Here is a 26,294-nt window from a genome sequence, read left to right on the forward strand (position 1 = left end):
CGGTCTGGTAATGTCAAGCCCATGGAAACGAAACAATCGGTGGCGCCGGAACGCCGCTCGGCGCGCGACCGCCTGCTGGCGGCGGCGGACGAGCTTTTCTACGAAGGCAGCATTCACACGGTCGGCATCGAGCGCGTGATCGAGCGCGCGGGCGTGGCCAAGGCCTCGCTCTACGACACCTTCGGCAGCAAGGAGGCGCTGATCCGGGCCTACCTCGAGGCGCGGCAGGCGGCCCGCAAGGCACGCATCAGCGCCAGGCTGGCGACCTGCGCGACCCCGCGCGACCGGCTGCTGGGCGTTTTCGATGCGATGGAGGACGTGATGGCCGCGCCCGGCTTCCGCGGCTGTGCCTTCAATCGGGCGGCGGCGGAGTCGAAGCCCGGCACCCCGGTCAAGAGCGTCTGCGACGACGCCCGCAGGTGGATGAGGGACTTGTTCACCGGCCTGGCCAGGGATGCCGGCGCGGCCGATCCCGACCACCTGGCGAGCCAGCTGGTGCTGCTCTACGACGGCGCTTCGGTGTCCGGTCAGCTGGGGGCGGGCAGCAGCGCGGCGGTTGCGGCGCGCGAGATGGCGGCGCTGCTGCTGGATGCCGCGACGGCCAAGGCCGCCTAGACGCGGTCCGGGCCTACTTGCTCACGATCGTCATCTCGCGCTCGTTGGCCGTGACCTCGAACATCGACAGCAGTTCCCGACCCAGCAGGGCGTCCGGCGACTTGCCGCCCAGCGACCCCACGACCACCGTCGCCTGCCGCACCCTGAACGGACCGAAGGTCATCGGAACGCCTTCGATCCGCCGTCCTTCCATGATGCCGCCGCTGGTAGGGACATGAGCCGGCGCGCCGCCGATCAGGTTGGCGCGAGCGGCGAAGGCCTCCGTGACGGCGACGCCGGCCTGCACGGTCGATGCCTTGTCGATCACGAACTGCACCGGGAAGCCGTTGACCGAGCCACGGATCCAGAAGCGGCCGTCCTGGCCGATAGGCACCGTGATCTGGCGGGAACCGTCGATCGCGATGTCTGCCGTCTTGTCTGCATGCGGCCGGTCCGGGTCGACCAGCACGCAGCCGCGCGATTTCAGCTGCGCCGACCCCTCGCCGGAGGGCACGTTGGTGTAGGTCTTGCCGCATTTGAAGATCGGTTCGGCGGCGGCTGGCTGCAGGAGCAGGCCAGCGGCCAAGGCGGCCGGCGCGCCCAGGAGGCGCAGCGTGGATCGGGCGTGCTGGAACATGGGGTACCTCGCGCGACAAACGACAAGCCGGACGATGCCTCAATCGATCGCGATGCGGCGTCGGCCGGGTGCGGCGGCAGCCGAGCGGTGCGCTGGAAGCGCCGGACGGCGCCCGGTTCAGAACTGCAGGGCGAGCGCGCCGAGGTCGGCGAAATGGACTTCCACCCGATCCCCGGAAGCGGCGTCGCCGAGGCCGCTCCAACTGCCGGTAGTGACCACGGTGCCGGCGGGCACCGTGCGGCCGCCGCGCGTCGCATGGGCCAGCCACGGCGGCAGCAGCCAAGTCGGGTCGCCGAGCGGATGGGTGCCCTCGAACGACTGCGGCGGCGCGCCTCCGATCCTGAGTTCGCAGCGCTGGCGCGACCAGTCGCGTTCGTCGAAGGCGCGCCATTCGCCGAACACCAGCGCGCCGTGCGACTGCTGGTCGGCCAACTTCAGCCAGGCGACGTCCTGCGCATCCGGCGCCGGCGGCGCCCAGCGGGTGTCCACCACCTCGACCGAGACGGTCATCGCATCGACGAGTTCGTGCGCCGGCGGGGTCGTGCCGGCAGCCCATGCGGCGACTTCCCCGGCCGTCACGTCGCGCCGCATGCGCAGCGCGACCTCGGCCTCGATGCCGCGACGATGAAAGTGCTGCCCCTGCAGCGAGGCCGTCTGGCCCGGCGCCACGGCCTGCACGCCCGCCGGCGGCAGGCCGGCATGCGTGAGCACCGCCTGGCGCGAGGGCCCGCCCGACTTCCAGAAGCACGGCAGCGTGCCGCCGAACCAGCCGAGCGCGGCGGCCACGCGGTCCTGCACCGCATAGGCCTCGTCGGCATCGTGGAGGCAGCCGAGCCAGGGCGCCATCGGCAGGGCCTGGCCGCTGCGCCGGGCGCCGGCGAGGGCATCGGCCAGGCGCTGGAGGCGGTCGTCGCCGCTCATAAGGCAAGCTCCGTGCTTCGCACTGCGGTGCGAGCCCCCTTCGGAACGGCCGGGCGGGGGCTCATGACATCAGGCTCACGTGCGCCGACACCACGCGCCAGCCGTCCGTCATCCGCACCCAGGTCTGGCTCTGGCGGCCGATGCGCTCGCTGCCGTCGCGGCGGAACTCGATGTTGGCGACCGCGAAGTCCTGCCCGAAGGTAGTGATCGCGCGGGCCGTGATGGTGCGCTCGAGGTTGTTCGCGGGCCGGCCCCGGCGAAACGCCTGGATCGCCTCGAAACCATAGAGGTTCTCGCCGGCGCCGTAGCGCAGGGTGTGGGGAGACACCCAGAACAGGCGGTCGAGCGCGGGCACGTCGTTGCTCGTGAGCGCGCGCTCGTATTCGTCGAAGACGGCCTCGACTTCGGCGAGGACTTGCGGCAGGTTGATGGCGGGATCCATGGTGTTCCGGTGAAGGGGGTGGGTTCAGTGACGCGGCACTTCACGCTGGCAAGAAGCGTACCTTTGGCGACGGCGACGGCGACGGCGATGGCTTGGACATCAGCAGGTAACTCCACCGTCGATGACCAGGCTCTGCCCGGTCATGAAGGCGCCGGCCTGCGAGGCCAGGAAGACCGCCGCACCGGCGATCTCGTCGGGCTCGCCGATGCGCCGCAGCGGCGTGGTGTCGGTGCGGCGCCGCAGGGTCTCGGGGTCTTCCCAGAGCGCGCGCGCGAAGTCGGTCTTGATCAGGCCGGGCGCGATGCAGTTCACGCGCACGTTGTGCGGCCCGTATTCGACGGCCAGGTTGCGCGCCAGCTGGAAGTCGGCCGCCTTCGAGACGTTGTAGGCGCCGATCACCGGCGAGCCGCGCAGCCCGCCGATCGACGAGACGATGATGATCGAACCGTCCCTGCGCTCGATCATCTGCGGCACGGCGAAATTGATCAGCCAGTGGTTGGCGATGACGTTGTTCTCGAGAATCTTGCGGAACTGGTCGTCCTCGATGCCGCCGAGCGGGCCGTAGTAGGGATTCGATGCCGCGTTGCACACCACGATGTCGATCCGGCCCAGCTGCCGTGTGGTCTCGTCGACCAGGTGCTTCAGCTCGTCCTTGGACGAGATGTTGGCGGGGATGGACAGGGCCGCGCCCGGGCCCTGGGCACGGTTGATTTCGTCGCGCACCTCGGCGCAGGCGTCGGCCTTGCGCGACGAGATCACGACCCTGGCGCCGTGCTCGGCCAGGCGCAGGGCGATGGCGCGGCCGATGCCGCGCGACGAACCGGTGACGATGGCCACCTTGCCGGCCAGCGAGAACAGGGACATGGGACTCTCCGTTGGAAGTGATGGGAGCGATGCGACGATGCGCATCCAGGGCCGAAGCATGCCAGCGTTTGGCCCGCCCCCCGCACGCCGATCGGCCCCCTCACCGGCGCCCCCCCGTGACGCGGAAGCTGGCCTCGATCTGTTCCAGGTCGCCCTTGTAGGTCGCGAAGTCGCTGCGCGGCGCGGAAATCATGAGGACATAGCCGGTCTCGCCGTCCACGGTGGCGACGATCTTGAGCACGGCCTCGGTCCCGCGCGGATTGACGCCGGTGAACCAGGCGTAGGCGCCCGGCTTGCCGCCGAACAGGGAGTCGCCCGAGGTGGTGCCGGCGAAGCGCGGCCACTGCGACGGGAACTTCTGCCCGATCGCCTCGACCAGCCCCTTGGGCGCACCGCGGCCGCTGACCTTCATCACGCTCGCATAGGCGGGACCCTTGAGGAACGACACGCCGCCGGACTGCGCCTCGACCCGCCAGCCGGGTGGCACCTGCAAGGTGTAGCGGCCACCGTCGGGGTCGGTATAGGTGGTTTGGGCGTACACCAGCGGCACGGCGGCCAGCATGAGCGCGGCCAGGAACGGATGTCTCATCGACTTGCCTCCTCGCGTCAGGGTCCCACGAGAACGAATGCGCCCCATGCCTGGGGGCGGTCCCGGCCCCGGTCCCTGATGACCATCTGCCGGAGTTCCAACTGAGCATCCCGCAACGCGAGGTGCTTGTCCATGCCTGACAGCCACTTGCGATAGAAGAGCGTCATCAGCACGCGGGTCTCTTCGTCGGGCACCTTCCACAGGCTCATCATCACGCTCTGCGCGCCGGCCAGTTCGAACGCCCGCCGCAGCCCGAACACGCCCTCGCTCTGCAGCACCCGCCCGAGGCCGGTCTCGCAGGCGCTCAGCACCACCAGTTCGGTGCCGCGCAGATCGAGCATCGACGCCTCCAGCGCGGTCAGCACGCCGTCGTCGTTCGCGCCCGATGCGCCTTCGTTGGCGCCGGCCAGCACCAGGCCGGAGCGCAGCATCGGGTCTTCGGGCGTCCCCGGCCGCGCGCCCTGGCGTTCGAAGAAGCCGTGGCTGGCCACATGGAGCACGCGCGGATGCCGAACGCCCTTGAGGTAGGACTCGGTCGCCGCCTTGCCCTCGACGCTTTTCACCTGCCAGCCGGCGTCGGTCAACAGGCGCGACAGCGCCGCGATCTCCTCGCGCGTGCCCGGCAGCGGCGCAAAGGCCGGCTTGCCCGATGCGCTGCCGAAGTCCACGTTGCCGACCAGAACGGCGCCGTTCGCCGACACGGGCGCAGGGGCCGCGAGCAGGTCGCGCGTGCTCGACAGCAGGCGCAAGTCCAGCCTTTCGGCGAGCAGGCCGCCGCCGTCCCCGACGGTGGCCCAGGCGACCTGGTTCAGGATGTCGTCCGGGGCCAGGTGGATGCGCTTCGCATCCGCCAACGCGGGCTCGAGCGGTGTCCAGAACGCGTCGCGGAAGCTGCGTTCGCCGGCCGGCGGCGGATCGCGCGCCAGCCCGGCGCGCCGCCGGTAGTCCCGCATGGGTGCGGCCAGGCTGGCGGCATCGCCGAGCGCGACCAGCCGGGGAGGGCGGTCGCCGGGCGTCAGCACCAGCGCGGCAAAGCGCCGGCGCGCGGCGCGGTCGTTGCCGCGCGGTGGCTCGAAGGCGATGTACTCGACTGCCGCCTCCTGCGCCTTCAGGGCCGCGCGAACGTCCCGCCATCGGGCCGGCCTGGCGACTCGCTCCTCCTGCGCGGCGAACGCAGCCGAGCGTCTTGCCAGCTGCCGCTCCAGGTCGGCGCCTTCGCGCGCCAGACGGTCGACAGCGTCGCCCGTCGTGCCGCGGCGCCGCAGGTTCGCCAGCAGGGTGCGCCGTTCGCGCAACCGCACCGTCAGCGCGATCGCCTGGGGGTCGCCCTCGCGTTCGATGCGCGCCAGCAGGGCGCGGACGCTGACCGCGACCATCCCCTTGCGCGCCAGCACCGCGTCGTACATGCCGCCCGCAAGCTCGGGCTGCGGTCCCGCGTAGGCCAGCACGAATTCGAAACAGGCCGAGAAGAACCGGTCCGTGTCTTCGAGCAGACCCAGGCGCTCGTCCTCGCTCATGAAGCCGAAGTACTGCGCGAGCCGCGCCCGCAGGTTGGCAAAGGCCCGGTCGAAGAAGGCCTGCGCGCAGGCCGGCTTGCCGGCCGCGTGGCAGAGGGCGCCCAGGTCGATCAGGCTGCGCCCGAGGTCGGGATGGTCGGCGGGCAACCGCTCTCGGATCGCCAGTGCGCGCAGCATCAGGTCTTCGGCCTTCCGGTGCTCGCCGCGCGCCTCCAGGACCACGCCGAGGCCGTGCAGCGAGGTCGCCGTGACCGGATGGCTGTCGCCGAAGACGCGCAGCCGGATGTCCAGCGCCCATTCGAGCAGCCTCTGGGCGTCGCCGTACGCCCCTTCGCGCGCCTTCAGCGATGCCATCAGGCTGAAGGTCTCGGCGATCGCAGGGTCGCGGCTCGACCGGTCCGGCAGCAGCACCATGCTCTTTTCGGCCAGCGACCAGGCGTCCTGGAAGCGGCCTTCGCGGATGTAGAGGTTGGCCAGGTTGTTGAGCCAGGTGGCGACGAACAGCTGCGGTGTTCCGATGCCGTCGCCGAGGCCCAGGGCCTGCTTGTAGAGCCGCTCGGCGTCATCGAGCCGGTTCACCCTGGCGTAGAACAAACCCAGGTTGTTGAGCAAGGCCCCCATGTCCGCCGGCCCGACACCCCAGCCATTGCGGCCGATGTCGACGGCGCGGCGCAAGGGCGCCTCCGCCTGGTCGTATTGGCCACCATCGAGATAGGCCAGCCCGAGGTTCGACAGCGCGGCCGCCAACCCCGGGTGGTCCTTGCCGAGCCGGGTTTCGGCTTGCGCGACCGCACTCTTCGCGGCCGCGACCGCTTCGTCGTAGCGGCCCTGGTCGAGCAGGACCACCGCCTGCCGGTTGATCGCATAGATTGCCTGGACCTCCTGAGGACCCTGGGCGCCGGCGCTCGCCGCAGCAGCCGCGACGATCGCCGCCAAGGCGAACTGCGTCACGAGCGGGTGCTTCATGGATGCGGTCCTCGCCGGCGCGCGGCCGGCCTGGATCAGGCGCTCATGATTCCGCTCGCCAGCCGGCGATCAGGCGCCTGATCACACCGGCACCGCCCTTGGGGTCGGAGCCGATCGGGCGATCCCGGTACAGCGCGCGCAGTTCGCCGAGCACTTCGTTCAGCGCGGCGAGGTTGCGTTCGGTGTAGAGCCAGACGCCGGTGACGACGAAGTGCCCGGGCACGGTCGACGGCTTGGGCGCGACCTGGACGTTCTCGATCCCGATGCGATGCATGATTTCGGCCCGATCGGCCGAGTGCTGGGTGGCGCCGGCCAGCATCGTCACGGGGCGCGGGAAGGCAAAACTTACGGCCTGCACCTGCTCGAAGTGCTCGACGACGAAGGCGCAGATCTCGAGGAACACGAGCCGGCCCAGATGCCGTGCCTCCTCGAGACCGCTCAGCGGCGGTGTGAAGTGCTCCACCCGGATCTCGGATCCCGTCGGGCTGACCGGCACCGGGTCCAGGGTGCAGACCAGCAGATCTCCGTCGTGGACCAGCATGGGGTCGCCCAGCCTGTACGTGGCCCCTCCGGGGCCGGTGATCCGAAGTTTCTTTGTCTTCATCGCCACATGCACGGGCCCGCGCCCGTTTCCTCCAAACCATGACCACCGACTGTAGTGGATCGCGCCGACCCCGGGCGGCGCGGAAGCGACAGCCCCGGTTCGTTTCTAGTTTTTCTTGAGGAACAGCCGCACGGCTTCCGCGCTGTGGCCGACCGCCTTCACGGCTTCCTTGAGTTGCTCGGCCGTGCAGCCGAGGGTTTCGGACCAGCTGCGCACCTCATGGGGCTCCTCGATGGCGATCAGCTTCCGGTCGAGACCGGTCTTCTTCGGGTCGTCTGCCATGGCGGGTCTCCAAGATCGCGAGGCCGCCAGTCTTGCGTGGCCCGGCGGCGTTGCTGTCCGCCTTTTCCGACGATCTCTGTCGGCCAGGGCCGCGAGCGCTTCACGCGTTGCTCGTCGCCCGCACCTCGCCGAGGGTCGTGAGTCCTTGCAGCACCTTCTCGATGCCGTCCTGGCGCAGGGTGTGCATTCCGCCGGCCTGCGCCGCCGCGAGGATCGTCTCCAGCGGCGAACGGGCCTGCATCAGGCGGCGCACCTCCTTCGACACCGCCATCAGTTCATGGATGCCGATCCGCCCGCGGAAGCCGCTCTGGCCGCAGGCCTCGCAACCCGGGCAGGTCGAGCTCACGAGCTGGCCTTCGCGGCCGTAGCGGCGCAGCCAATGCGCCAGCACGGCATCGCGCGACGGCGGCTCCAGACCGTCCGCGAAGGCGCGCAGATAGTCCGAAAGCAGTTCGTCGACTTCTGCCGCCGTCGCCGGGCGGCTGGTCACGCACTTCGAACAGAGCTTGCGCACCAGTCGCTGCGCCTGGATGGCCAGCAGGGAATCGGCGAAGTTGAAGGCGTCCAGGCCCATGTCGAGCAGCCGGGTCACGGTCTCTGCGGCGCTGTTGGTGTGCAGCGTCGACAGCACCAGGTGGCCGGTGAGCGAGGCCTCGATCGCCATTTTCGCGGTTTCCTCGTCGCGGATCTCGCCCACCATCACCACGTCCGGATCGGCGCGCAGGAAAGCGCGCAAGGCTTTCGCGAAGGTCCAGTCGATGCGCGGGTTCACCTGAACCTGCCGCAGCCCGGCCTGCGTGATCTCGACCGGGTCCTCGGCGGTCCAGATCTTGCGGTCGGGCGTGTTGATGTGCATCAGCGCCGAATGCAGGGTCGTCGTCTTGCCCGAGCCGGTGGGGCCGACGCACAGCACCAGTCCGTACGGCCGCTCGACGGCCTCACGCAGCTTCTGGAGATTGCGCGGCGACAGGCCCAGGTTCTCCAGGGCGATCGCATTGGCCGACGCCAGCAGGCGCATCACCACGTCTTCCAAGCCGTTGTTGGTCGGAATGGTCGCCACCCGAAGCTCCAGCGGATGCTGCGCCGAGAACTTCGAGAAGATGATCTTGCCGTCCTGCGGCTTGCGCTTCTCGCTGATGTCGAGGTCGCACATGATCTTGATCCGCGCGATGATGGCATTGCGATAGTTCGGCGGCAGCTCGAGATAGGTGAACAGGCGGCCGTCGCGGCGAAAGCGGATGCGGATCTTCTCGCGCCCCGGATAGCTCTCGATGTGGATGTCCGAGACGCCTTCGGCGTGCGCCTCGATGATCATCCGGTTCACCATCCGCACCAGCGAATTGTCCGACTGCTCGATGGGCAGCTCTTCGCTGGTCTGCTCGCGCCCCTCCTTCTCGAGCGTTTCGAGCAGTTCGCTGGCGTCGATGTCGAACTCGATCGGCCTGGACGGATCGTCGGCGGCGGCCTTGGCGTCCATCGCGCCGATCGCCTCGTAGGCCTTCTTGAGCACCTGGTCGAGATTGCGGCAATGGGCGAGGACCGGAATCACCTTCGCCTGGGCGATGAATTCGAGCTCGTCGATGGCGGCACGGCGACCCGACGGATCGTCGAGCGCCGCGATCAATCGCCCGTTCGACACCATCAACGGCATGACCTGCAGGCGTTGTGCCGCGCTGTGGCCGACCTTCCGGAGCGCCTCCACCGCGGCCGGGAAGCGGTCGAGGTCGACCAGCGGGTAGCCCATTTTGTGGGCCAGGGCCGATCGCAGGTCGCTCCGGGACATGGCGCCCATGCGAACCAGTGTCTCGCCGAGCGGCACGGCGCGATCGAGCTGCTGGGCGGCCAGGCCCGCGTTCAATTGCGCGTCCGTGATGATCCCGAGCGAGGTCAGCGCTTGCCCGATTCGAACCAGCGGCATCCGGCCTTGCGCCTCGATGCGGGTCAGCAGTTCCTCGGGCGTGCAGACTTCGGTCATCGACGTCGCGCTGCGAGTCGGGGCTGCAGGCACAGTGGTTGCGGTCATCGGTCTTTCCGGTTGAGCTTGCGACGCGCCATCGAAGACGCTCGAGACCTGGGTTCGAGGCGGGCGCTGCCTCTGCTATCGGCAGCGGCCGCGATTCCTGAAGGCCTTGCCGCCAGAAAATGGCGCGCCCTCAGAGCATCCAGTCGATCGGCAGCGGCTCGAGCAGGCGCACGGCGGCGCGCTGCCACCAGCTCGTCAGCGGCTCGACCGCCACGGATCGGCCGCTGCCGTCCACCCAGCGCAGGCCACCGCTCCCCGGGTCGAGCCTCAGCTCCCAGCTGCTGCGCGGGGCGCGCACCTCGAAGACATGCGCGATCGCGGCGGCCAGTTCCGGGCTGTCGATGACAAGGCCCAGCTCGGTGTTCAGCCGGGCCGAGCGCGGATCGAAGTTGAATGAACCGACGAAGACGCGTTCCATGTCCACGCCGAAGGTCTTCGCATGCAGGCTGGAGCCGGAGCTGCCCGATCCGCCGGCCATGCGAGGGCCCTCGTCCCGGCGCGCCGCCTTGGCGGCCTGGTCCCGCGGATCGGGCCGGAGTTCGTACAGCGCCACACCCGCCGCCAGCAGCGGCTGCCGATGGCGTGCGTAGCCCGAATGCACCACCAGGACGTCGGTCGCAGCCAGCGAATTGGTGAGGATCCGCACCCGCACGCCACGCCGCGCCAGGCCGGCGAAGTAATCGGTGCCGGCATCGGTGGGCACGAAGTACGGCGACACCAGGTCGAGGCTGCGCGCCGGCACGCCGACGGCCTCTGCCATGTGATGCAGCAGCAATTGCTCCGGCTGGGCCAGCGCCAGTCCCTTGGACGGGTCGTCGACCACCAGGTGCGCGGGGGCCCAGACCAGCGAATAGTCCTTGCGGACCAGGCTGCCGTAGAAAGGCAGCTCACGCACCGCCTGCTTGTACGTTGCGGCCGACTCGGAGCGCTCCACCAGCGCCGTCCGCTGCCGGATGGCGGCCAGGACTTCGGCAGGGGGTAGCGTCACCAGCGAGGCGATGGGATAGGACGAGGCACCGGCCCAATAGGCGTCGAATGCGATCGAGACCTGCGCCACGCCGGCCCCATCGCCGACACGTCGAGGTCGGCGAACAGCACGCCATCGGTGGCGCCGAAATACTCGTCGCCGACGTTGCGGCCGCCCAGGATCGTGATCGCGTTGTCGGCCGTGAAGCTCTTGTTGTGCATCCGCCGGTTGGCGCGCGAGAAGTCGGTGACGAAGCCCAGCGGCTTGAACGGACGGAACAGGAGGGGATTGAACAGCCGCACCTCCACGTTGGGATGCGCGTCGAGCGCCGCCAGCTCTTCGTCGAGCCCCGCATGGCCGTGGTCGTCGAGCAGCAAGCGCACGCGCACCCCGCGATCGGCCGCCGAGCGCAAGGCCTCGAGCAGGAGATGGCCGGTGGTGTCGTTGCGCCAGATGTAGTACTGCACATCCAGCGTGCGCTCGGCGAGCTGCGCCATCTGCACCCGCCCTGCGAACGCTTCGCGCGGGTCTTCCAGCGTATGGATGCCCGTCAGACCCGGATGCTGCGCCCCAAGGACGCCGACCGCCCGGCCGAGCGGCGTTTCGCGTGCTTCTGCGGCCGACAGCGCCTGCGACTCGCTGCGGCCCTCGAGCGGTGGCAGCGAGCAGCCGGCCAGCAGGGCTGCCAGCGCCAGCGCCAGCAGCCATCGCCCCGCGGCGCAGGGACTCACAGGTCGAGCTTGCTGATCTTGGTTCCGTCAAGACTCAGGTTGGCCATCAGCCCGGCATTGCTCAGGGCGAAGCCCACGATGGGCTGTTGCGCGGTCTGGGTGTCGATGGCTGCCGAGGCGCCGACCTTGAGCATGGTGACCGAGGCATCGGCGCCGGCGGTCCAGCCATTGCTCGCGCGGAATTTGTCGAGCGCATCCTGGGTCATGAAGAGCAGGTAGACAGCCTTGGAGTCGGCCCCGGCCAGCAGGCCGACCGAGGCGGCGGTGGTGCTGTAGTAGCCGACGGACCTGCCGCCGACGCGCAGCGCACCCTGTCCGTAGGAGCCGCCGACGCCCAGCCCGGCCGAAACCACCGAGGGGAACACCAGCACGCCCCTGGCCTTGCCGACCAGTTCGCGTGAGCCCTGCACCTGGGTATAGAGCTTGGACATGGCGCTGTCGACCGAGGCGTCGATGCTGCTGCGCTTGGCCGCTGGATCGGCGCTGGAGGTGGAGGTGGTGCTGCACGCAGTCGCGAACGCGGCCAGAACTCCGCACGCGAGGAAGGAACGCTTGTCCATGACTCACTCTCCTTTCGTTGTTGGTCAGGTCATTGTGCGCGCCGGTTCGGTATCGCTCAAGATCGCCATGCGCCAGGGCGTTGTCGCCTGCCGCTGGAAAAGGCGGCGCCGTCCAGAGCGCACGGCGGCCAGCGCGAGGGTGGCGGCCGCCGACAAGGCCGTGCTGCAGGCATCGGCGTGGGCGTTCCGTGCCTGCAGCAGCTCGGTCTCCGCCAGTGTGAGATCGGTGATCGACCCCACGCCGCTGCGATAGGCGGCCGAGGTCGGCATCGAAGGTCGTCTGCGCAGCCGACACCAGCGCATCCGAGGCGTCGTGGGCGGACAGGCTGGTGCGAAGGGCGTTGTCGGCGAGCACGATCTGCCGCACCGCGTCCTGCCGAATGCGCGTGAGCCTGGCCTCGGCACCGTCGGCGTCGGCGCGCGCCTGCGCCAGGATCGCGTCGCGCGTGCCGCCGTCGTAGAGCGGGACCGTGACGCCGGTGCGCCTGCCGTTGATGTTGACGGTCGGCGGCTGTTGTCCCACGGAAGGCAAATGCCGTCACGTTCCGGCGCCCCGAGTCGTAGGCGCCGGTCGCCGCCACGAAGAGCTTCCGCATGAACTCCGGCTCGGCCGCCTGCACTTTCGCGAGGCTGGCCTTCTGCGCCGCATAGACACTCAGGTCGCCCTTGGCGACCGAGACGTTCTCGGCGACCGGAATGTCGATGATCCGGCCGCTGACGGCCGCGGCGACGTGCACGATGTCGGCATCGATGGTGGCATCGTCCGTCGACGGCAGGCCGGCGTGCCGCCGCAGCACGTAGATCCCGAAGGCGATGGCGATGGCGATGATCGCCAGCGAGACCAGCTTGTCCCAAAGCGGCGGACGGCGGATACCTGCGGCCTTCATGCGCTACGCGAACCAGGACAGCCAGGCGAGCAGCGCGAAGCACAGGCCGATCGACATGCACGGGCTACACCGCTGCTCCCGCCTGCGTGGCAATATTCGCTTTCGCAACCCCCGCTCCTCCGGCATGAACGACGCCCATTCAATGGCCAGTTCCTTGGTCGCCCACTGGCGACCCAAGCCAATTCTCGAAGTCCATGAGGCGCGGACGATTGAGCATGAGTTCTTCAGGCTGACGTTTCCTGGCCCCTACCTGGTCGCCGTCACGTTCTACCGCGTCGAAGAGCGTCCGGATCTCATGCGGGTGCGCTCGACCAACTGGCGCACGCAAGACGAGCCGAACGGAATCTTTCGGATCGAGGATTGCCGTGAGTTCTACCGACGGCTGAGAAGGTCAGGATTTGAATGAGGCGAATGTCCGCACCTGGCCCGAACTGCGCCACAGCCAATGCTGAGTCGGCGTAGGTCGCCAGGAACGCACCGAGGTCGTGTGCGTTGCAAGCCTCGAACTGGCGCTGAACGATGTGGACCGGCAACATTGACTGTTCTTCCTGAGCACGCCAACGCAAATGTTGACCGACCTGCTGCGTGGGCAGGATTCAAGGAAGGCAGAAAAACGCATCACCGTGGTCACCCGGTCGGGCCGCGGACTCGATGATTTTCCCTCCAAGACTTTCCGGCGGCTCAGAGCTTCGCAGGGCGCCACATCGGTGTGCAACGGCAAGCAGGACTGCGCGTGATCTTCAGTCTGAGGCCTCGGCCTTGGGCCTGAAGATGTGCACGACCTCTCCATGCCCGAGCATCTCCACCAGCTTGGCGATGCGCCTGGCACGCGTCTCCGGCTTGACCGCCGTCTGCACGCGCCACAGCACAGCGTAGCGGTTGGACGCACTGATCGTTGCGAAGAAGGCCTTCGCCTTGGGGCTTTCATCCAGCGCGGCCTGCAGGTCGTCCGGCACGCTGGAAGTGCGCGCGCTGTCGTAGGCCTTGCCCCAGCGGCCGTCAGTCTTCGCGGCGTCGATCTGGGCCTGCCCCGCGGGCTGGATGCGTCCGGTCTCGATCAGCGCGGTGACCTTGTCCACATTGATCTTGGACCAGATGCTGCGTGCGCGCCGCGGCGTGAAGCGTTGCAGGAAGTGCTGGTCGTCGAGCCCTTTCTTCTGGCCGTCTATCCAGCCCCAGCACAGCGCGATCTCGACAGCCTCGGGGTAGGTAACGCTGGGCTCGCCGGCGCCTTTCTTCGCGATCTTCAACCACAGCCCGTCCGACGTGGCGTGGTGCTTTTTCAGCCATGCGTCGAAGGCCTTCGCGGACTTGAAGAGGGTCGCAGCGGTGTCGGATTTCGTGCCGGGCATGTCATCGCTTCGAGAGTTGGTCTCGCATTTTCCGTCCGCTGCAGCTTGGCGCGACGCCCCTAGGGAATCTGCGCCTTCACCGCTTTCATCGCAATCAACTGGACCAGCAGCTCATCGCGCTGGCGGAGCATTCCGGGGAAGTCGCGGCCCGCCAGCTCGGCATCGACGCCTTGCGCAATCTGCTGGATGTAGTCGTCCGTTTCCGGATACTTGCCGAGGTCGCGTGCCCATTCCCGCTGGGAGGCGCCCAGATGCTGCAGCAGGTGGGTGATGCCGCCGGGACCGCCGGAGGCGTGCAGGTTGATGAACGGGCCGAGCAGGGCCCATCGCAGCCCGGGACCGTGCGAGATCGCGGTGTCGATGTCTTCCACCGAAGCCACGCCTCTTTGCACCAGCGAGATGGCTTCCTGCCAGAGCGCGACCTGCAGGCGGTTGGCGATGTGGCCCTTGACTTCCTTCTGGATGCGGATGGCCTTCTTGCCGGTCGACGTGTAGAGGGCAATCGCCTTGGCCACGTTCTCGGCGGACGTCAGCTTGCCGCCGCCGACCTCCACCAGGGGAATGAGATGGGTGGGATTGAAAGGGTGTCCAAGCACGATGCGCTCCGGATGCCTGGCGCCCGCCTGGATCTCGCTGGCGGACAGGCCGGACGACGACGAAGCGATGAGGACATCGGCCTTCGCTGCCGACTCGATGGTCGCGATCAAGTCATGCTTGACGTCCAGCCTTTCGGGGCCGCTCTCCTGGATGAAGGTGGCGTCCCGAACGGCTTGCGCCACATCGGTCGTGAAAGACAGCCGGTCCCTCGACGCGCCGTCGGCCAGGCCGAGGGCCTCGACGGCCGGCCAGCCGGCGTCGACCAGGCCCCGCAGGCGCTGCTCGGCACCAGGGGCCGGATCGGTGGCCGTGACGTCGAAGCCCCGAGCGAGGAAGTGCGTGGCCCAGCCTGCACCGATGACGCCCGTGCCGACCACCGCCAGTTTGCTGTGCTCTGGTTTCATGATCCGGGTGCCTCAACGCAGCGGACGCAGGCCGATGATCTCGCGCGCCTCGGTCGGCGTGGCCGGCTCGTAGCCCATCTCGCGAATCAGGCGGACCAGCCGCTCGACGAGCTGCACGTTGGTGGCCAGCACGCCGTGCTCGTAGTAGAGGTTGTCCTCGAGCCCGACACGCACATGGCCGCCCAGCAGCAGCGAGTTCATCGCCGCCGGCAACTGCGCCGCGCCGATCGCGCTGACATTGAACACCGTCTTCGCCGGCAGGTGGTCCACCATCGTCTGCAGCAGCTTCGGGGTGTAGGGCAAGGCGCCCTGAAAGGCATTGGCGCCGATGACGATGTTGATGAAGTGAGGCGCGTCGTCGAGGCCTTCGTCGAGCGAGCGCTGGACGTCCTGGACGATGTCCGCGAGGCCGAACACTTCCCATTCGGGCTTGATGCCGCGTTTCTTCATCATCGTTGCGATCTGGCGGATCCACGTGGGCGGCGTCGCCACCAGGATCTCCTTGCCGCCGAAGCTGGCGACGACGGTTTGCGCATCGAGCGTGCACATCTCGACGCCTTCGCCCTGCATGCCCTTCAGGCGTTCCTCCCACTGGATTTCCCACAGGCCGTTGGGCAGTTCGCGCACCATGTCCCCGTTGATGCCGCCGCCGGTGGAGTTGTTCAGGATGATGTCGCACTTGTCGCGGATCAGCCGGTTGATGCGGCTGTAGATCGACGGCTCGCAGGTCGCCTCGTCGTCGGGCCGCCGCGCATGCACCGCCACCAGGCTGGCGCCGGCGTTGTAGCAGCGGTAGGTGTCGTCGGCGATCTCCTGCGGCTGCGTCGGCAGGTTCGGGTTCATCTTCTTGCTCGCCATGCCGCCGGTCGGGGCGATGGTCACGATGACTTTGGGTTTGCTCATGGCTCGGGTCTCGTTGGAAATGAAGTGAGGAAGAATCAGGCGTCGCTGCCGACGCGCACGGCGCTCTTGGGCAAGGCGACCAGGATCGTGAGTCCGCCGACGATGACAAGCGCGGTCAAGGCGCCCAGGCCCATCTGGATGCTGCCGGTGAGGCTCTTGATCCAGCCAATCACCGTGGGACTCACGAAGCCCCCCAGGATGCCGAGCGAGCTGATCACGGCAATGCCGGCGGCGGCCGCATCGCGGCTCAGGTAGGTCGGCGGAATCGACCAGAACAGCGAACCGCCGCCGAAGATGAAGAAGGCCGCGAAGCACAGCAGCAGCATCACCGGCGCGAAGGCCGTACCGAGGAAGGAGGTGGCGAACAGCGCCGCGGCACCCACGACAAGGGTTCCGCCGACATGCCAGCGACGCTCCTTGAACCGGTCCGAACTGCGGCTGATCACCAGCACGCCGAGCGCGCCGAAGACATAGGGAATGGCGGTGATCCAGCCGATCGCCCCGATCGAGGAAACGCCCAGGCCCTTGATCATCGTCGGCAGCCAGAAGGTGACGGTGTAGACCGCGCAGGCGCAGCAGAAATAGACGAAGGCCAGCACGTAGGTCTTCGGGTCCGACAGCGCGGCGGCCAGCTTGCCGCGGTGGCCGGACTTCGCGTCGGCCTTGTGGTCGGCGTCGAGCACCGATTGCACATGGGCCTTTTCGGCGTCGCTCAGCCAGGGCGCCTCGGCCGGCCTGTCGGGCAGCAGACGGTAGAGCAGGAAGCCGACCAGGACGGTCGGCAGGCCCTGCACGATGAACAGCCACTGCCAGCCGTGCATCCCGCCCATGCCTTCCATCCCGCCCATGATCATTCCCGACAGCGGCCCGCCGAGAACGCCGGTGATCGGCATGCCGAAGAGGAACAGCCCGGTCACGCGGCCGCGGCGGTGGCTCGGATACCAGTAGGTGAGGTACAGGATGATGCCGGGGAAGAAGCCGGCCTCGAACATGCCGAGCAGCAGCCGCACGCCGTAGAACTGCCAGGGCTCGGTGACGAAGGCCGTGGCCGAGGAGGCCAGGCCCCACAGCACCATGATGCGGAGGAAGGTCAGGCGGGCACCGATCTTTTCGAGCAGCAGGTTGCTCGGCACCTCGAACAGCAGATAGGTGACGAAGAAGAGGCCGGCGCCCAGCCCGTAGATCGCATCGGAGAACGCCAGGTCTTGCTTCATCTGGAGCTGGGCGTAGCCGACGTTGATGCGATCGAGGAAGGCGAAGACGTAGGCGACCAGCACGATCGGCATCACCCGCCAGCTGATCCTGCGATAGATGCCGTCCTCCGCGGATCGGAGCGATGACGGGTGGATGTCCGCGACCCCATGGGCCACCGACGCTGCGTGGTTCATTGCGTGTCTCCTTGTGATGGCGCCATGCCATGGCACGCATCATTCCGGGCGGCCCGTTTTGCCGCAGTCGATCGGCCGACAGTTCGAATCAGGGAAAACCCGAGGTGCGATGCGGACCCTGGGTCGGCTACGGCACCAGCCGTTGCAGGCCGGGAAGGTCGAGCACGACGATGCCTGCGTATTCGCTGCGCACCAGGCCGGCGTTCTTGAATCGCATCAAGGCGCTGTTGCAGCTCTGGCGCGAGACGGCGGCGAGATTGGCGAGTTCTTCCTGCGATATCTGAAGATGGCGCTCGCCGCGCGGGTTCGCGAGCGGATGCACCATGCCCATGAGTGCGCGGGCCACCAGACTGTCGGTGTCCAGCAGGCCCTGCGCCGCGTAGTTGCCCATGAACCAGTGCAGTCGCTCGTTCACCTGCAGCAGGAGGAAGTCGTTGAACGACGGTCGGTTGCGGCGCAGCCAGTCGAAGGTGTCGAACGGGATCTGCGCCACCCTGCTGTAGCGCAGCGCCACCAGGTCCGACTGGCGCGGCGTGTTGCGGATCAGCGTGCCCTCTCCGAACCAGCTGCCGACCGACTGGCCACCCAGGGACACTGTCCGCCCATCGTGCGCGGTGATCGCCCACTTGACCAGCCCTTCGAGAACGCCGTACCAGGCGTGCTGCTGCTCGCCGTGGTGGCCCAGCGAATCGCCCATCGCCACCGCGCGCTCCGATGCATCGCGGCGAACCTGCGCTTGCGCGGGCTGGTCGAGCTGGACGAACCATGCGGACTGTTCGAGCAGTTCGTCGAGCGTGAGCGACGCGGCGGGTGCGCGTTGCTGGCGGGTCATCCGTTCCTCCCGGGGCGCATCGCCTTCATGCAGGGAAAACCCTTATGTCGAGTGTCGGCACATCGACTGTGCGCCTGTGCATGGCGAAGAACAATCATCCCTATCGAAGCGAGCAGTTTGAAACCCATGACCAAGACCATCGCCTATGGCGTCGACGTGCAGTTCGGCGACTGCGATCCCGCGGGCATTGTCTTCTTTCCGAACTACTCGCGATGGATGGATGCCGCGTCGCACCACTACTTCACCGCCTGCGGGCTGCCACCCTGGCGCGCGATGACGGACTTGCCGGGCTGCATCGGCGCGCCGCTGCTGGAGATCCACACCCGTTTCCACACGGCGGCCTCCTATGGCGAGCGCATCGGGATTCACACCAGCGTCGAGGAATGGCGCGGCAAGGTCTTCATCCAGACCCATCGGGTGATGCGGGGCGACACCCTGATCTGCGAAGGACGCGAGACCCGGGCGCTGTGCGTGAAAGAAGACAGCGGGAAGCTCAAGGCGGTGGTCGTGCCCGAATTCATCCGCACCGCCTGCGCCTGAGCCAGGCCGCAGGTCAACGTATTCTCGTCATCACGGAGGCAACATGCAGTTCTATCTCAATGGCTACGCGCCCGGCGATCCCGACATCATCAAGGAGGCGCTCCCCGAGACCGTCGACGTCCTCATCGTCGGCAGCGGGCCCGCGGGGGCCTTGCTGGCTGCACAGCTGTCGAACTTCCCGAGCATCAGCACCCGGCTGGTCGAGCGCCGCGATGGCCCGCTCAAGGTCGGCCAGGCCGACGGCATCGCCTGCCGGACCGTGGAGATGTTCGAGGCCTTCGGCCTGGCGCAGAAGCTCATCCGCGAGGCCTACTGGGTCAACGAGACCGTCTTCTGGCGGCCATCGAAGAAGGACCGCACGCGCATCGAGCGCACCGGCCGCGTCCAGGACACCGAGGACGGCCTGTCCGAGTTCCCGCACCTCATCGTCAACCAGGCCCGGCTGCAGCAGTACCTGCTCGACTACATGCGCATGTCGCCGACCCGGCTCGAGGCCAGCTACGGACTGGAATTCGTCACCCTGAAGGTCGAGCCCGAGGGCGAGCACCCGGTCGTGGTGACCTTGCGCGACGTGGCCAAGGGTTCCGAGACCACGGTCCGCGCCAAGTACGTGGTGGGCTGCGACGGCGCGCGCAGCGGGGTGCGCGAATCGATCGGCGCCATGCCGCACGGCGACTTCGCCAACCATGCCTGGGGCGTCGTCGACATGCTGGCCGTCACCGACTTCCCGGACATCCGGCTCAAGGCCGCCATCCAGTCCGCGGACGAGGGCAATATCCTGCTCATCCCGCGCGAGGGCGGCTACATGGTGCGGCTCTATGTCGACCTCGGCGACATCGACCCGAACCATCGCGAAGCCATCAAGGATTTCACCCAGGAAAAGGTCATCGCCACCGCCCAGCGCGTTCTGCATCCCTACTCGCTCGACGTCAAGCGGGTGGTGTGGTTCGCGGTGTACCAGGTCGGCCAGCGCGTCACCGACCGCTTCGACGACGTCCCCGCGGACCAGGCCGGCTCGCGCCTGCCGCGGGTCTTCATCGCCGGCGATGCCTGCCACACCCACAGCGCGAAGGCCGGCCAGGGCATGAACGTCTCGATGCAGGACGCCTTCAACCTGGGCTGGAAGCTCGCATCGGTGCTCGAAGGACGTGCCGGCCCTGAACTGCTGCGCACCTACAACGTCGAGCGCCACGCGATCGCCCAGCGGCTCATCGACTTCGACAAGGAGTGGTCGAAGATCATGGCGTCGCCGCCGAAGGACCCGGAGCATCCGGAACTCGGCGGTGTCGATCCGCAGGAACTCCAGGCCTACTTCGTCAAGTCGGGCCGTTATACGGCCGGCGTCGCGACTCACTACACCCCGACGACGCCGCTGACGGCCGCGGCGACCCACCAGGACCTCGCCAAGGGTTTCACGATCGGCATGCGCTTCCACTCGGCCCCGGTCGTCCGTCTGGCCGACGCCAAGCCGGTCCAGCTCGGCCATGCGGCGCGCGCCGACGGGGCCTGGCGCCTCTATGCATTCGCCGATGCGACCGGCACGCGCCTGCGCGACCTCATGGCCTTCCTGGCGGATTCGCCAGACTCGCCGATCCGCCGCTTCACGCCCACCGGGACCGATGTCGACATCGACAGCGTCATCGACGTCCGCGCGGTCTTCCAGCAGGGGCACCTCGAGCTCAAGGTGGAGGCGCTGCCTTCGATACTGATGCCGCGCAAGGGCTGCTTCGGTCTCATCGACTACGAGAAGGCTTTTTGCCCCGACCTCAAGCACGGCCCCGACATCTTCGATCTCCGTGGCATCGACCGTGCGCAAGGTTCGATGGTCATCGTGCGTCCCGACCAGTACGTTGCGAACGTGCTGCCGCTGGAGGCGCATGCCGACCTGGCCGCCTTCTTCGGACGGTTCCTGCTCGATCGACGGCCGTAGCGGACGCCCTGATCGACTTCGCAAGGCGCCGCGTCAGTGCTGGGCGTGTGCCAGCAGCTGCTCCATCGTCGACGCCGGGACCGCCTCGCCCTCGTCGGCCGCATGGGTCCCCAGTGCTTCTTCCACCGCCGCGCGCGACAGGGTGGGGGAGAAGGCTTCGATGAAGGCATAGACGTAGGCGCGCAGATAGGTGCCGCGCCGCACCGCGACCTTGGTCAGGTTGATTCCGAACAGCCGGCCGGCATCGACCGCGCGCAACCGGGTGTCGCGCTCCGTCTCGAAGGCGATGCCGGCGACGATCCCGATGCCCAGGCCGAGTTCCACGTAGGTCTTGATGACATCGGCATCCATGGCGGTGATGGCCAGGTTGGGTTTCAGGCCGGCCGCCGCGAAAGCCTTGTCGATGCGCGTGCGGCCCGTGAAGCCGCTGTCGTAGGTGACCAGCGGATAGGCCGCCAGCCGCTCCAGGGTCAGCGGGCCGTCAAGCAAGGGATGCCCGGGCGGCGCGATGATCGAATGGGTCCAGCGGAAGCTCGGCAGGGCGACCAGTTGCGGATAGTCGCTGAGTGCCTCGGTCGCGATGCCGACGTCGGCCTCGCCGTCAAGCAGCATCTGGGCGACCTGCTTGGGCGAGCCCTGCCGCAGGTGAAGCTGCACATTGGGGAAGCTGCCCCTGAACTCCTGCACCGCCACCGGCAAGGCGTAGCGGGCCTGCGAATGGGTGGCGGCAATCGACAGCAAGCCCTCGTCCTGTGCCAGAAACTCCTGTCCGGCCTGGCGCAAGTTGTGGCTCTCCAGCAGCATGCGCTCGATGATCGGCAGCAGGTGATCCCCGGGGGCCGTCAGTCCTGTCAGCCGTTTGCCGACGCGGGCGAACAGCGCGACGCCCAGTTCGTCTTCGAGTTCACGGATCTGGCGGCTGACGCCCGGCTGCGAGGTATGCAGCGCATGGGCTGCTTCGGTGAGATTGAAGCCGCAGCGCACGGCTTCGCGCACGGAGCGCAACTGTTGGAAATTCATGGCGTCCAGGGAAGCAAGCAAGAAAGAGGTGCCCGATGGCACTCGGCGGCCGATTGTGCGATCGGCGCCCTGGATCTCGAACGAATGAATCGTTGATTCCAAATAAGCGAATGATCTGAGGCGCCGTCCAGGCCAGGGACGCCGCTTCAGATGAGTTGTTCATAAGCAAGCATGAATTCAGTCGTTCCCCGTTGGTTGCGCGATCCCTAGAGTGGCGGACTTGTTCACTTGCCCGTCGCTTCCAATGGCCGTCGCCACAGCCCCCACGGCACCCACCCAGACTTTCGAGGTTCGCCGCTTCGACGCACCCGTCGGCGCCGAGATCATCGGCCTCGACATATCGAAGCCCATCAACGAGGTCGATTTCGCGCGCATCCACCGCGCCCACCTCGACCACCACGTGCTGGTTTTCCGCGACCAGCAGGTGGCGCCGGCGGACCACGTGGCCTTCAGCCGCCGCTTCGGTCCGCTCGAGATCCACGTGCTGCACCAGTTCCAGCTCCAAGGCCAGCCGGAGATCCTGATCGTCTCCAACATCAAGGAGAAGGGCGAGCCGATCGGGCTCGGCGACGCGGGCGTCTACTGGCACTCCGACATCTCCTACAAGGACAAGCCCAGCCTCGGCTCGCTGCTGCATGCGCAGGAACTGCCGAGCGAAGGCGGCGACACGCTCTTCGCCGACCAGCACCTGGCGTGGGAGGCGCTCGATCCGGCGTTGCAGGAGCGCATTCTCGGGTTGAAGGCCGAGCACAGCTATCTCGCCAAGTACGAGGAACTGCGCGCCAGGAACCCGTGGCGCCCCAAGCTCTCGCAGGCGCAGATCGACCAGGTCGCGCCCGCCATCCAGCCCGTGGTCCGCACCCACCCGGAGACCGGCCGCAAGGCGCTCTTCGTCAGCGAGCATTTCACGACCCGCATCGTCGGCCTGCCGCAGGACGAAAGCGAGGCCCTGCTGGCCGAACTGTTCGTCCACAGCGTCAAGCCGGAATTCGTCTACCGCCACCAGTGGGCGCCGCACGACCTGGTGTTCTGGGACAACCGCTCGCTCATGCACCTGGCGGCCGGCACGCCGGACGCGCTGCGCCGCAAGCTCTATCGAACCACCATCCAGGGCGACACGCCTTTCTGATCCGCACCATGAAGAACATCACCCGCAAGACCGCCGCGGTCCTCGCCGGCCTCGGCCTGCTGGCCGGCAGCCTGGCCGCCCGCGCCGAAGGCCAGATCCGCATTGCCGAACAGTTCGGCGTCGTCTACCTGCTGCTCAACGTGGCGCAGGACCAGAAGCTCATCGAGAAGCACGCCAAGGCCGCCGGCATCGATGCGAAGGTCAAGTGGGTCAAGCTCTCGGGCGGCTCGGCCGTGAATGATGCACTGCTCTCGGGCAGCATCGAGATCGCCGGCGCCGGGGTCGGTCCGCTGCTCACGATCTGGGACCGCACCAAGGGCCGGCAGAACGTGAAGGGCGTGGCCTCGCTCGGCAACTTCCCGTACTACCTGGTCAGCAACAACCCCGCCGTGAAGAGCATCGCCGACTTCACGGACAAGGACCGCATCGCGTTGCCGGCGGTCGGCGTGTCGGTGCAGTCGCGCGTGCTGCAACTGGCATCGGCCAAGCTGTGGGGCGACAAGGACTTCGCCCGCCTCGACAAGATCAGCGTGGCGCTGCCGCATCCCGATGCAGCCGCGGCGATCATCAAGGGCGGCACCGAGATCACCGGCCATTTCGGCAACCCGCCGTTCCAGGAGCAGGAACTCGCCGGCAACCCGCAGGCGCACATCGTGCTCAGCTCCTACCAGGTGCTGGGCGGGCCGGCTTCCGCCACGGTGCTGTACGCCACCGAGAAGTTCCGCGCCGAGAATCCGAAGACCTACCAGGCCTTCATCGAGGCGCTCAACGATGCCGCGCAGTTCGTCGCGGCCCATCCCGAGAAGGCGGCCGACATCTACATCAAGGTGAGCAACGCCAAGATCGACCGCGACCTGCTGATCAAGATCATCAAGAACCCCGAGGTCCAGTTCAAGACCACGCCGCAGAACACCTACCAGCTCGCCGAGTTCATGCACCGGATCGGTGCCATCAAGAACAAGCCCGCCTCGGTGAAGGACTACTTCTTCGACGACGCCCAGAACGCGGCGGGGAACTGAGCGCATGACGACGACAACGCTGCGCGCCGGTCCGGCCTTCGCGCGGCCCGTGCCCGCGCCGCAGCCCGCGGCGCCCGGGCCTGCCGCGGAAGCCGCGGCCGTGGGTGAGCCGCTGCTGCAGGTCGACGGCGTGAGCCTCGAATACCGCACCCGCGAGCGCGTGGTGCGCGCCACGCACCGCGTGAGCTTCGACCTGCACGAGGCCGACCGCTTCGTGCTGCTCGGCCCTTCGGGCTGCGGCAAGTCGACGCTGCTCAAGGCGATCGGCGGCTTCATCCGGCCGGTCGAAGGCGAGATCCGGCTCGACGGCCGCGGCGTGAGCGCGCCGGGGCCCGACCGGATCGTGGTGTTCCAGGAGTTCGACCAGCTGCCGCCGTGGAAGACGGTCCATCAGAACGTGATGTTTCCGCTCCTGGCCTCGCGCTCGCTGGGCCGGAAGGAAGCCGCCGAGCGCGCCCTGCACTACCTCGACAAGGTGGGGCTGGCCAGGTTCGCCGACGTCCATCCGCACCAGCTCTCCGGCGGCATGAAGCAGCGCGTGGCGATCGCCCGCGCGCTGGCGATGCAACCGCGCGTGCTGCTGATGGACGAGCCCTTCGCCGCCCTGGACGCGCTCACGCGCCGCAAGATGCAGGAAGAGCTGCTCGCGCTGTGGGACGAGGTGCGTTTCACGCTGCTGTTCGTCACCCATTCGATCGAGGAGGCGCTGGTGGTGGGCAACCGCATCGCGCTGCTGTCGCCCCATCCGGGCCGCATGCGTGCCGAGATCAACAGCCACGGCTTCACGCTCGGAAGCCTGGGCGGCAGCGAGTTCCAGGCGGCGTCGCAGCGGATCCATCGGATGCTGTTCGAGGAAGAGGGCGCAGGCGCATGAGCGGTTTCCTGAATCCGCCGGTCCGCGGCGAATACGAGCGCAGGCTGGAGCCGTTCACCGAACTGCCGGTCGAACGCGCGCTGCCTTTCGCGACCCGTGTCTGGGCGCAAGGCGGGGTACGCAAGGGACTGATCCTGGCGGTGCTCGCCGTGCTGTGGGAGCTGTTGGCGCGCTGGCAGGACAACGACCTGCTGTTGCCGACCTTCAGTGCCACCGCGCGCGCGCTGGTGGACGGGCTCGCGAGCGGCGAGTTGATCGACAAGGTGCGCATTTCCTTTGCCGTGCTGCTGCAGGGCTACCTGGCCGGCGTGCTGCTGGCCTTCGTCCTGACCACCCTCGCGGTGTCGACCCAGCTCGGACGCGACCTGCTGGACACGCTGACCTCGATGTTCAACCCGCTGCCCGCGATCGCGCTGCTGCCGCTGGCGCTGTTGTGGTTCGGACTGGGTCGCGGCAGCCTCGTCTTCGTGCTGATCCATTCGGTCCTGTGGCCACTGGCGCTGAACACCTATGCCGGCTTCCAGGGGGTGCCCGAGACCTTGCGCATGGCGGGCCGCAACTATGGCCTGCGCGGCCTGCGCTACGTGCTGCAGATCCTGGTGCCGGCCGCATTGCCCGCGATCCTGTCGGGGCTGAAGATCGGATGGGCCTTCGCGTGGCGCACGCTGATCGCGGCCGAACTGGTGTTCGGTGCCTCGTCGGGCAAGGGCGGGCTCGGCTGGTACATCTTCCAGAACCGCAACGAGCTCTATACGGACCGGGTGTTCGCCGGCCTCGCCATGGTGGTCCTGATCGGACTGCTGGTGGAAGGCCTCGGCTTCGCGACGCTGGAGCGCCTGACGGTCCGACGCTGGGGCCAGCAGCGATAGCGGCCGGCTCAGCCCGCCGGGATGAAGCGGGCGACCGACAACAGCAGATAGATCACCAGGCACAAGGCAACGACGTCGAAGCCCTCGCCCCGAACGATGCCCAGAACGCGCGCGGTCCAACGGGAGTCGCGCGGGCGAGCCGACGCATACGAGGCCGGGAAGCGATAGCCGCAGCATTTGCAGGCCTTGGAATGGAGCCGGTTGGCGGTGCTGCACAGGCCGCAGACCTCGACCGTCGAGTGCGTGGCGGTGACCAATGCCAGATCGACAAGGCTGCCGAAGCCCGCGACGGAAGGCGTCGGTCGCGGGGCCGCCTCGGATGCGCGCACAGGGGTCATGGCCATCTCCTTAGCTGGGTCGACGTGATGCAACCTCGAGGACCTATTCGCGGGGCGCCGCACGGCTGTCGCCCTGCCTCGTCAAGGCATGAACGACCTGCCGCACGAAATCACGCGCCGACTGCTGCTCGTGCGTCTCGGCCCGGACTCCAGCCTGCTCGAAGCCTTCCTGCCGGACCCAGGACAGCAGAGCATGGTCCGAAGCGGACAATTCGGGATCGCCCTGCGCCTCGCGATGCGCCAAGGCCACGCGCAGAGAAAAGCGCCATTCGGCGGGGATGTCCAACAGGCTGTCGAGCAACCTGCTGGCGATCCGCGCCGCCCGCGGACCGAGCGTGCAGGCCGCACGGTAGTGCGCGGCGAGTGCGGCAGAGACGTCGGGCGTGGTCATGGGAGTGAGTAGAGCAAGCCCTGGGCCTGTTCAAGTCGCGCGGCGCATCGCGCGGCCATCCTCGACAGGTTGTCAGGCGCAGCGCGCCAGGCCCTTGGCGCATCGGCAAGTTGTGCTCGGCGCA

General features: G+C 68.0%; 28 protein-coding genes and 1 pseudogene. 9 read left to right on the forward strand and 20 right to left on the reverse strand.

The genetic code is table 11. The features are described from left to right. The first annotated feature begins 21 nt into the window (after positions 1 to 21). Positions 22 to 615, forward strand: coding sequence for a TetR/AcrR family transcriptional regulator (locus tag QZH52_RS23180; protein ID WP_301812904.1), 594 nt, complete (start codon positions 22 to 24; stop codon positions 613 to 615). A gap of 13 nt (positions 616 to 628) precedes the next feature. Here the strand turns inward: QZH52_RS23180 and QZH52_RS23185 are convergent, their stop codons facing one another. From QZH52_RS23185 to QZH52_RS38650, 12 genes and pseudogenes are all read right to left on the reverse strand, one after another. Further along, the gene (locus QZH52_RS23185) at positions 629 to 1,231 is read right to left on the reverse strand and encodes a retropepsin-like aspartic protease (protein ID WP_301812905.1); all 603 of its coding nucleotides are present in this window, start codon (positions 1,229 to 1,231) and stop codon (positions 629 to 631) included. Positions 1,232 to 1,348: 117 nt separating this feature from the next. After that, positions 1,349 to 2,152, reverse strand: a complete 804-nt coding sequence (locus tag QZH52_RS23190; protein ID WP_301812906.1) for a fumarylacetoacetate hydrolase family protein — start codon at positions 2,150 to 2,152, stop codon at positions 1,349 to 1,351. 61 nt (positions 2,153 to 2,213) lie between these two features. Further along, positions 2,214 to 2,594, reverse strand: coding sequence for an oxalurate catabolism protein HpxZ (hpxZ, locus tag QZH52_RS23195; protein WP_301812907.1), 381 nt, complete (start codon positions 2,592 to 2,594; stop codon positions 2,214 to 2,216). Between the two features lie 99 nt (positions 2,595 to 2,693). Continuing rightward, entirely contained in the window at positions 2,694 to 3,458 is a 765-nt protein-coding gene (locus tag QZH52_RS23200; RefSeq protein ID WP_301812908.1) for an SDR family NAD(P)-dependent oxidoreductase, read from the reverse strand. A 100-nt stretch (positions 3,459 to 3,558) separates the two neighbouring features. After that, a complete protein-coding gene (locus tag QZH52_RS23205) occupies positions 3,559 to 4,047 on the reverse strand; it encodes a hypothetical protein (RefSeq protein WP_301812909.1) in 489 nt (162 codons plus the stop codon). 17 nt (positions 4,048 to 4,064) lie between these two features. Next, positions 4,065 to 6,530, reverse strand: coding sequence for a CHAT domain-containing tetratricopeptide repeat protein (locus QZH52_RS23210; protein WP_301812910.1), 2,466 nt, complete (start codon positions 6,528 to 6,530; stop codon positions 4,065 to 4,067). 43 nt (positions 6,531 to 6,573) lie between these two features. Continuing rightward, positions 6,574 to 7,071 (reverse strand): hypothetical protein, encoded by a 498-nt coding sequence (locus QZH52_RS23215; RefSeq protein ID WP_301812911.1) that lies wholly within the window; start codon positions 7,069 to 7,071, stop codon positions 6,574 to 6,576. A gap of 168 nt (positions 7,072 to 7,239) precedes the next feature. Next, on the reverse strand, positions 7,240 to 7,416 hold the full coding sequence (locus tag QZH52_RS23220) for a DUF3606 domain-containing protein (RefSeq protein WP_301812912.1): 177 nt from the start codon (positions 7,414 to 7,416) through the stop codon (positions 7,240 to 7,242). A 100-nt stretch (positions 7,417 to 7,516) separates the two neighbouring features. Then, positions 7,517 to 9,439: a GspE/PulE family protein gene (locus tag QZH52_RS23225; RefSeq protein WP_301812913.1), complete on the reverse strand. Its 1,923-nt coding sequence runs from the start codon at positions 9,437 to 9,439 to the stop codon at positions 7,517 to 7,519. A 130-nt stretch (positions 9,440 to 9,569) separates the two neighbouring features. Further along, a pseudogene (locus QZH52_RS23230) lies at positions 9,570 to 11,137 on the reverse strand (phospholipase D family protein). Further along, entirely contained in the window at positions 11,134 to 11,697 is a 564-nt protein-coding gene (locus QZH52_RS23235; protein ID WP_301812914.1) for a BPSL1445 family SYLF domain-containing lipoprotein, read from the reverse strand. Before QZH52_RS23235 ends, QZH52_RS23230 begins: the two are co-directional and overlap by 4 nt. Positions 11,698 to 11,721: 24 nt before the next feature. After that, entirely contained in the window at positions 11,722 to 11,967 is a 246-nt protein-coding gene (locus QZH52_RS38650) for a hypothetical protein (protein WP_366919312.1), read from the reverse strand. Between the two features lie 549 nt (positions 11,968 to 12,516). On the opposite strand from QZH52_RS38650, the gene QZH52_RS23245 reads away from it, so the two are divergent. Beyond that, on the forward strand, positions 12,517 to 12,990 hold the full coding sequence (locus QZH52_RS23245; RefSeq protein ID WP_301812979.1) for a hypothetical protein: 474 nt from the start codon (positions 12,517 to 12,519) through the stop codon (positions 12,988 to 12,990). Positions 12,991 to 13,150: 160 nt separating this feature from the next. Further along, positions 13,151 to 13,321, forward strand: a complete 171-nt coding sequence (locus QZH52_RS23250) for a hypothetical protein (protein ID WP_301812915.1) — start codon at positions 13,151 to 13,153, stop codon at positions 13,319 to 13,321. A gap of 3 nt (positions 13,322 to 13,324) precedes the next feature. Here the strand turns inward: QZH52_RS23250 and QZH52_RS23255 are convergent, their stop codons facing one another. From QZH52_RS23255 to QZH52_RS23275, 5 genes are all read right to left on the reverse strand, one after another. Next, positions 13,325 to 13,936, reverse strand: coding sequence for a YdeI/OmpD-associated family protein (locus QZH52_RS23255; protein WP_301812916.1), 612 nt, complete (start codon positions 13,934 to 13,936; stop codon positions 13,325 to 13,327). Between the two features lie 59 nt (positions 13,937 to 13,995). Continuing rightward, positions 13,996 to 14,937: a 3-hydroxyacyl-CoA dehydrogenase NAD-binding domain-containing protein gene (locus QZH52_RS23260; RefSeq protein ID WP_301812917.1), complete on the reverse strand. Its 942-nt coding sequence runs from the start codon at positions 14,935 to 14,937 to the stop codon at positions 13,996 to 13,998. Positions 14,938 to 14,949: 12 nt separating this feature from the next. Next, on the reverse strand, positions 14,950 to 15,840 hold the full coding sequence (locus QZH52_RS23265) for a beta-keto acid cleavage family enzyme (RefSeq protein WP_301812918.1): 891 nt from the start codon (positions 15,838 to 15,840) through the stop codon (positions 14,950 to 14,952). Between the two features lie 35 nt (positions 15,841 to 15,875). Beyond that, positions 15,876 to 17,228 (reverse strand): MFS transporter, encoded by a 1,353-nt coding sequence (locus QZH52_RS23270; RefSeq protein WP_301812919.1) that lies wholly within the window; start codon positions 17,226 to 17,228, stop codon positions 15,876 to 15,878. A gap of 127 nt (positions 17,229 to 17,355) precedes the next feature. Then, positions 17,356 to 18,060, reverse strand: coding sequence for a Crp/Fnr family transcriptional regulator (locus tag QZH52_RS23275; RefSeq protein WP_301812920.1), 705 nt, complete (start codon positions 18,058 to 18,060; stop codon positions 17,356 to 17,358). 126 nt (positions 18,061 to 18,186) lie between these two features. Between QZH52_RS23275 and QZH52_RS23280 the strand changes: the two genes are divergently transcribed. Both QZH52_RS23280 and QZH52_RS23285 read left to right on the forward strand, forming a co-directional pair. Further along, positions 18,187 to 18,600: an acyl-CoA thioesterase gene (locus QZH52_RS23280; protein WP_286536850.1), complete on the forward strand. Its 414-nt coding sequence runs from the start codon at positions 18,187 to 18,189 to the stop codon at positions 18,598 to 18,600. Between the two features lie 43 nt (positions 18,601 to 18,643). After that, the gene (locus QZH52_RS23285) at positions 18,644 to 20,530 is read left to right on the forward strand and encodes an FAD-binding monooxygenase (RefSeq protein ID WP_301812921.1); all 1,887 of its coding nucleotides are present in this window, start codon (positions 18,644 to 18,646) and stop codon (positions 20,528 to 20,530) included. Between the two features lie 33 nt (positions 20,531 to 20,563). Here the strand turns inward: QZH52_RS23285 and QZH52_RS23290 are convergent, their stop codons facing one another. Continuing rightward, the gene (locus QZH52_RS23290) at positions 20,564 to 21,550 is read right to left on the reverse strand and encodes a CysB family HTH-type transcriptional regulator (protein WP_301812922.1); all 987 of its coding nucleotides are present in this window, start codon (positions 21,548 to 21,550) and stop codon (positions 20,564 to 20,566) included. A 244-nt stretch (positions 21,551 to 21,794) separates the two neighbouring features. Here QZH52_RS23290 and QZH52_RS23295 point away from each other — a divergent pair, with 244 nt between their 5' ends. The 4 genes from QZH52_RS23295 to QZH52_RS23310 are packed head-to-tail and all read left to right on the forward strand — an operon-like array spanning position 21,795 to position 25,441. Next, positions 21,795 to 22,679, forward strand: coding sequence for a TauD/TfdA dioxygenase family protein (locus QZH52_RS23295; protein WP_301812923.1), 885 nt, complete (start codon positions 21,795 to 21,797; stop codon positions 22,677 to 22,679). Between the two features lie 8 nt (positions 22,680 to 22,687). Beyond that, positions 22,688 to 23,698 (forward strand): ABC transporter substrate-binding protein, encoded by a 1,011-nt coding sequence (locus QZH52_RS23300; RefSeq protein WP_301812924.1) that lies wholly within the window; start codon positions 22,688 to 22,690, stop codon positions 23,696 to 23,698. Positions 23,699 to 23,702: 4 nt separating this feature from the next. Further along, positions 23,703 to 24,572: an ABC transporter ATP-binding protein gene (locus QZH52_RS23305; RefSeq protein WP_301812925.1), complete on the forward strand. Its 870-nt coding sequence runs from the start codon at positions 23,703 to 23,705 to the stop codon at positions 24,570 to 24,572. After that, complete coding sequence (locus QZH52_RS23310) at positions 24,569 to 25,441, forward strand: ABC transporter permease (RefSeq protein WP_301812926.1); 873 nt, start codon at positions 24,569 to 24,571, stop codon at positions 25,439 to 25,441. The genes QZH52_RS23305 and QZH52_RS23310 overlap by 4 nt, the downstream gene beginning before the upstream one ends. A gap of 8 nt (positions 25,442 to 25,449) precedes the next feature. Here the strand turns inward: QZH52_RS23310 and QZH52_RS23315 are convergent, their stop codons facing one another. Together QZH52_RS23315 and QZH52_RS23320 are read right to left on the reverse strand one after the other, a co-directional pair. Continuing rightward, positions 25,450 to 25,779, reverse strand: a complete 330-nt coding sequence (locus QZH52_RS23315) for a hypothetical protein (protein ID WP_301812927.1) — start codon at positions 25,777 to 25,779, stop codon at positions 25,450 to 25,452. Positions 25,780 to 25,822: 43 nt separating this feature from the next. Then, complete coding sequence (locus QZH52_RS23320) at positions 25,823 to 26,170, reverse strand: hypothetical protein (RefSeq protein ID WP_301812928.1); 348 nt, start codon at positions 26,168 to 26,170, stop codon at positions 25,823 to 25,825. Positions 26,171 to 26,294: the final 124 nt, after the last annotated feature.

It is taken from the genome of Variovorax ginsengisoli (genome assembly GCF_030486595.1).
GTDB classification, from domain to species: domain Bacteria; phylum Pseudomonadota; class Gammaproteobacteria; order Burkholderiales; family Burkholderiaceae_C; genus Variovorax; species Variovorax ginsengisoli_B.